Genomic DNA, 5,955 nt, shown 5'->3' with positions numbered 1-5,955 from the left:
ACGGCCTGCAGGGAGTCGTGCTGCGGCGACCAGTCGAGCAGCGTGCGGGCGCGCCGGGTGTCGAGCAGCGGGACCGCATAGACCAAATCCAGCCAACCGGGGTCGATCGGCTGCAGCCGCGCTGTCCAGCTGGCCTGCATCACCATCCGCAGCACCGTTGACGGGATGTGGATTGGCTTGGCGCCCATAGCCCGTGCGATGTCGTCGAGACGCACAGGCGGTTCGCCGCTGAGGTTGAACGGCCCGGCGGCGCGGCGTTCGACGGCTTTGACGATGGCGTCGGCGACGTCGTCGGCGTGGATGACAGGGATCGTCAGCGAGCGGTCCATGGGCAGAACGGGCAACAACCGCAGCCACGCCGGGTCGATGTACGCCGGAATCGTGTAGCGCCGCAGGCCCTCGGCGGCATCGCGCTGCACCACGAAACCCGGCCGCATGCGGGTGATCACCACGCCGTCGCCGGTGCCGTGGTCATAGTCGTCGAGCATGGCTTCCACCGCGGCCTTGGCTCGGCTGTAGGGCGAGCTGGCGATGCCAGTGGTAGACCATGATTCGTCGACGCGCTGGCCGTAGCGTCCCCCGGCGTACGTGCCCACCGAGGACATGTGCACCAGCTGGGCGACTCTGGCGGCTCGCGCCGCGGCCAGCACTGCTGAACTTCCGTGGATGCCGACCGCGTCGAGGTAACGGGTATTGCGGGTCGGCTGAAATCCCCACGCCAAATGGATCACGCACTGCGCGCCGGTGAACACTCGCTGCAGTCGAGTGACCGCGTGCCGGTCCGCCAGGTCGAGTTGATGCCAACGCGCCGCGCGGTAGACCCCGACAGGCGGCGGCCGTCGTCTCACCACGCCGTGCAGCGCGTAATCACCCCCGGCGGCAGCCAACCGTTTGAGTAAGGCGGTGCCGATGTTCCCGCTCGCGCCGGTGATCACGATTCGTGTCGGCATACCAGATAGGAATACCCGTTCAAGGCGGGAAAATTCGCTGAAACGAGCGCGCTTAAACGGCGACCAGATCGTCGGCGTGCACAGCGGGCCGCCGCAGTTCGGCGGGCAGCTCCGACGTCGACCGGCCCATCATGGTGGCCAGTTCTACCGCGTCGTAGGCGACCACACCGCGGGCCACTACAGCAGCGTCGGGCCCGCGCAGTTCGACGACGTCACCTCCGTGGAACCGGCCCGATAACGCGGTGATCCCGGCGGGCAACAGTGACCGGCGGTGCCGCAGCACCGCGCGCACCGCTCCCTCGTCGAGGGTCAGCGAGCCCGCGGCTTCGGCGGCGTAGCGCACCCAGAACCGGCGCGCCGACATCCGGGCAGGCCGGGCGGCGAACACCGTACCCACTGATGCATCGGTCAGGGCAGTGGCGGCGTCGGCAGCAGCAGCCAGCAACACCGGCACCCCCGCGTCGGCGGCCAGCAGCGCTGACGACACCTTCGACGCCATTCCGCCGGTACCCAAGTGCCCGCCGCGCCCGGCGATCACGCCCTCGAGATCGGCCGGGCCGGACACCTCCGAAATGAAGCGCGCCTCGGCTGCTTTGCGCGGATCGGTGTCGTAGAGGCCGTCGATATCCGACAGCAGCACCAGGGCGTCGGCGCCCACCAGGTGCGCCACCAGCGCCGAAAGCCGGTCGTTGTCGCCGAACCGAATCTCGTTGGTGGCCACGGTGTCGTTCTCGTTGACGATCGGCACCGCGTGCAAGGCGCGCAGCCGGTCCAGTGTGCGCTGCGCGTTGGTGTGTGAGACGCGCATCGAAATGTCGTGCGCGGTCAGCAGCACCTGGCCCACGGTGCGGCCGTAGCGAGCGAACGCGGTACTCCACGAGTTCACCAGCGCGACCTGCCCGACGCTGGCCGCTGCCTGCTTTGTCGCCAGATCCGCTGGGCGCCTGGTTAATCCGAGCGGCTCGATGCCGGCGGCGATGGCCCCGGAGGAGACGATGACGACGTCGGAGCCCGCCTTCATGCGGGCCTCGATCGCGTCGGCGAGCTCGGCCAGCCTGCCGGCGTCGAACATGCCGGAGGGGGTGGTCAGTGCGGTGGTGCCGACTTTGACAACGACGCGCCGCGCGAAGCGGATGGCTTCCCGGTGCGGGCTGGTCATGAATTCTCACCACGTTCCCGGCGCCGGCGGCGGGCTGCTTTACGTTCGGCGGCGCCGACGCGCTCGGTGTGTTCCAGGCGCGGGTCGGTGCCCCGGCCCGACATTGTCACGGGGACACCGGCGGGCGTTTGCGGCTCCCAGTCGAAGGTCACGTCACCGATGGTGACCGCGCAGCCGGGTTGGGCGCCCAGCCGCAGCAGCTCCTCTTCAACGCCGAGGCGCGCCAGGCGGTCGCCGAGGTAACCGACCGCTTCGTCGTTGTCGAAGTCGGTCTGGTCGACCCAGCGTTCCGGCCGCGATCCGTGGACCACGAAACCGCCGTGGCCGTCCGGTTCCACCGTGAAGCCGCTGTCGTCGACGGGTACCGGGCGGATCACCGGACGACGCAGCGTGGGCTCCGGCTGTGCGGCGTGATACGTCGCCACCATATGAGCGAGCGCAAAGACCAAGGGCTGCAAGCCTTCTCGGCTGGCGGTCGACACGGCGAACACCGACCAGCCGCGCTCGGCAATGTCGTCGCGGACGAACTCGGCAAGTTCGCGGGCTTCAGGGACGTCGATTTTGTTGAGCACCACCGCTCGCGGCCGCTCGGCGAGGTCGCTGAGCGCCGCATCCCCACGCAATGTGGGCGTATATGCCGCCAGTTCGGCTTCCAGCGCATCGATGTCGGAGACCGGGTCGCGGCCCGGCTCTAGAGTGGCGCAGTCGACGACGTGTACCAGCACTGCGCACCGCTCGATGTGCCGCAGGAAGTCCAAGCCCAAGCCGCGGCCCTGTGACGCGCCGGGGATCAGGCCGGGTACGTCGGCGACGGTGAAGGTGGTGTCCCCCGCCGAGACCACGCCGAGGTTGGGCACCAAGGTGGTGAACGGGTAGTCGGCGATCTTGGGTTTGGCCGCCGAAATCGCCGATACGAGCGAGGATTTGCCCGCCGAGGGGAAACCGATCAAACCGACGTCGGCGACGGTTTTCAGCTCCAGCGTCAGGTCGCGGGCTTGTCCCTTTTCGCCCAGCAACGCAAAGCCAGGAGCCTTGCGGGCTCGGGAGGCCAGCGCGGCGTTGCCCAGGCCGCCGCGACCGCCGGCCGCGGCTTCGAATCGTGTCCCGGCCCCGACCAGGTCGGCCAGCAGGCGCCCGTTCTCGTCGAGGACCACGGTGCCGTCGGGCACCTTGACTTCCAGGTCGGCGCCGGCGGCTCCGTCGCGGTGCCCGCCCATGCCCGGCTTGCCCGATGGGGCGACGATGTGCGGGCGGAAATGAAAGTCCAGCAGGGTGTGCACCTGCGGGTCGACCACGAGAATGACGCTGCCGCCGCGGCCGCCGTTGCCGCCGTCGGGGCCGCCGAGCGGCTTGAATTTCTCGCGGTGGATCGAGGCGCAGCCGTTACCGCCGGAACCCGCCCGCGCGTGGATGACGACGCGGTCGACAAACCGGGGCATCGGGGGTCACTCCTTCGAACGTAACGTCAGGGCGGAAAACGGCCTGCTATTCCGCCGCTGCGTTACATTCGCGCGGCTCAGCCGGCCGTGGTGCCGGCCGGGACGATGCTGACGGTCTTGCGTCCGCGCTTGACGCCGAACTGCACTGCTCCGGCCGACTTGGCGAACAGCGTGTCGTCGCCGCCACGGCCGACGTTGACGCCGGGGTGGAATTTGGTGCCGCGCTGGCGCACGAGGATTTCACCAGCCTTGACGACCTGGCCGCCGAACCGCTTGACGCCGAGCCGCTGGGCAGCGGAATCACGGCCGTTGCGCGAGCTGGACGCACCCTTCTTGTGTGCCATGTCTGTCGCCTCCGTTACTTGATTCCGGTGACCCGCAACACGGTCAGCTGCTGACGGTGACCCTGACGCTTGTGGTAGCCGGTCTTGTTCTTGAACTTGTGGATACGGATCTTGGGGCCCTTGGTGTGCTCGAGCACCTCGCCGGTCACGGCGATCTTGGCCAGCGCCGCGGCATCGGTGGTGACCGAGGCGCCGTCCACCACCAGGGCCACGGGCAGCGTGACCTTCGCGCCGGGCTCAGAGTCGAGCTTTTCCACCTTGAGCACGTCTCCCTCGGCGACCTTGTACTGCTTGCCGCCGGTTTTGACGATTGCGTAGGTCGCCATCGTGGGTCTCTACCTCTTCTTCGGAGCGCGCGCTACCAAGGGGTGCGCGCAGCGGGTCTGGGGAGCGTCAGGCAGGGCCTGACGACAACTGATCAAGGGTACGTGACCAGCGACTACAGGGTCAAACCGCCGGGGCCAACGGCGGCGACCGCTAGTCGCCGTGGATCGGCGGGCCGGCCGGGCGTGCCGCGGCGCGCCGCCGACGTGGAGCCGGGGACGGCGTGACGGTGGGAACCGGGGGCTCACCGCCGCCCTGATTTGAGGGCTCCTCACTGGAGTCACCCGCTGAATCCTCCTCGTCGAGGGCGTCCTCGGAGTCTTCGTCGTCCTCATCGGAGCCGTCGACCACCTCGAGGTCCTCGTCGATGTCGAGATCGTCCTCTTCACCGAGGTCTTCCTCTTCGTCGAGCTCGACCTCGTCCTCTTCGTCGGTGTCATCTTCGTCGGTGTCTTCGAAGTCGTCTTCGTCGGTGTCGAGCAGATCTTCCTCAGCGACCTCGCGGGCGACCTGTTGTGCGGTCTGTGCCTCGGATTCCTCCTCCGCCTCGCTGTCGACGGCCGCGTGCACAAGCTCGTCCTCGGACTCGCCGGGTTCACCGTCCTGGCGGCCGTTGGCAGCAGCCATCGCCTTGAACATCGGATGCTCGCCGGGCGCGTGCTCGGGCAGCTTGGTCACCAACGATTCGTCGGCCCGGCTCTTGCGCGACCGCCTGCTGCGACGGCTGCCCGATTCGGATTTGCGACCGGTCGCCTGCGACGAATCGACGGGATCGGCGTGCAGCATGAGCCCGCGCCCGCCGCAGTGCGGGCACGGCGTCGAGAACGCCTCGATCAGACCGGTGCCCAGCCGCTTGCGGGTCAGCTGCACCAGGCCCAGGGACGTCACTTCGGATACTTGGTGGCGGGTGCGGTCGCGGGCCAGCGCCTCGGTCAGCCGCCGCAGCACCAGGTCACGGTTGGACTCCAGCACCATGTCGATGAAGTCGATCACCACGATGCCGCCGATGTCGCGCAGCCTTAGCTGGCGCACGATTTCCTCGGCCGCCTCGAGGTTGTTCTTGGTGACCGTCTGCTCGAGGTTGCCGCCGGATCCGGTGAACTTGCCGGTGTTGACGTCGATGACCGTCATTGCCTCGGTGCGGTCGATCACCAGCGTGCCGCCCGACGGCAGCCACACCTTGCGGTCCATCGCCTTGGCCAGTTGCTCGTCGATGCGGTGCACCGCGAAGACGTCCGGCCCGTCGTTGCTTGGCGACTCGTACTTGGTCAGCTTGGGAAGAAGTTCGGGCGCAACGGAATTCACGTACTCGTTGATCGTGTTCCAGGCCTCGTCGCCGGAGACGATGAGTTCGGCGAAGTCCTCGTTGAACAAGTCGCGGATAACCTTGACCAGCACGTCGGGTTCTTCGTAGAGCGCAACCGCTGCCCCGGCCGACTTTTCCTTGATCTCTGCGGCCTTGGCCTCGATTTGAGCCCACCGCTCCTGCAGCCGGTTCACGTCGGCGCGGATGTCGTCTTCTTTGACGCCTTCCGAGGCCGTGCGGATGATCACCCCGGCGTCGGGCGGCACCACCTGGCGCAAGATTTCCTTCAGCCGCTGACGTTCGGTGTCGGGCAGCTTGCGGCTGATCCCGGTCGACGACGCGCCGGGAACGTAAACGAGGTAGCGGCCCGCCAGCGACACCTGGGTGGTCAGCCGGGCGCCCTTGTGCCCGACGGGGTCCTTGCTGACCTGGA

At 68.1% G+C, this 5,955-nt stretch carries 6 protein-coding genes; all 6 read right to left on the bottom strand.

All coding sequences use genetic code 11. The features are described from left to right. Positions 1-950, bottom strand: a 950-nt coding sequence (locus tag VFA16_RS22705) for an NAD-dependent epimerase/dehydratase family protein (protein WP_324970002.1), incomplete at its 3' end; no start/stop codon positions are given. Between the two features lie 52 nt (positions 951-1,002). Next, the gene (gene proB, locus VFA16_RS22700) at positions 1,003-2,109 is read right to left on the bottom strand and encodes a glutamate 5-kinase (RefSeq protein ID WP_324970001.1); all 1,107 of its coding nucleotides are present in this window, start codon (positions 2,107-2,109) and stop codon (positions 1,003-1,005) included. Beyond that, positions 2,106-3,548, bottom strand: a complete 1,443-nt coding sequence (gene obgE / locus VFA16_RS22695) for a GTPase ObgE (protein WP_324970000.1) — start codon at positions 3,546-3,548, stop codon at positions 2,106-2,108. Before obgE ends, proB begins: the two co-directional genes overlap by 4 nt. 77 nt (positions 3,549-3,625) lie before the next feature. Then, complete coding sequence (gene rpmA, locus VFA16_RS22690; RefSeq protein WP_324969999.1) at positions 3,626-3,892, bottom strand: 50S ribosomal protein L27; 267 nt, start codon at positions 3,890-3,892, stop codon at positions 3,626-3,628. 14 nt (positions 3,893-3,906) lie between these two features. After that, positions 3,907-4,218 carry a 50S ribosomal protein L21 gene (rplU, locus tag VFA16_RS22685; protein WP_324969998.1) on the bottom strand — a complete coding sequence of 104 codons (312 nt, stop codon included), beginning with the start codon at positions 4,216-4,218 and terminating at the stop codon, positions 3,907-3,909. Between the two features lie 151 nt (positions 4,219-4,369). Beyond that, a partial coding sequence (locus tag VFA16_RS22680) for an Rne/Rng family ribonuclease (RefSeq protein WP_324969997.1) occupies positions 4,370-5,955 on the bottom strand: 1,586 nt, incomplete at its 5' end.

Origin of the sequence: Mycobacterium sp. (assembly GCF_035653355.1) — a bacterium.
Lineage (GTDB): Bacteria > Actinomycetota > Actinomycetes > Mycobacteriales > Mycobacteriaceae > Mycobacterium.
The sequence above is the reverse complement of the archived record's forward strand: the minus strand, read 5'-3'. Positions and strand labels throughout refer to the sequence as shown.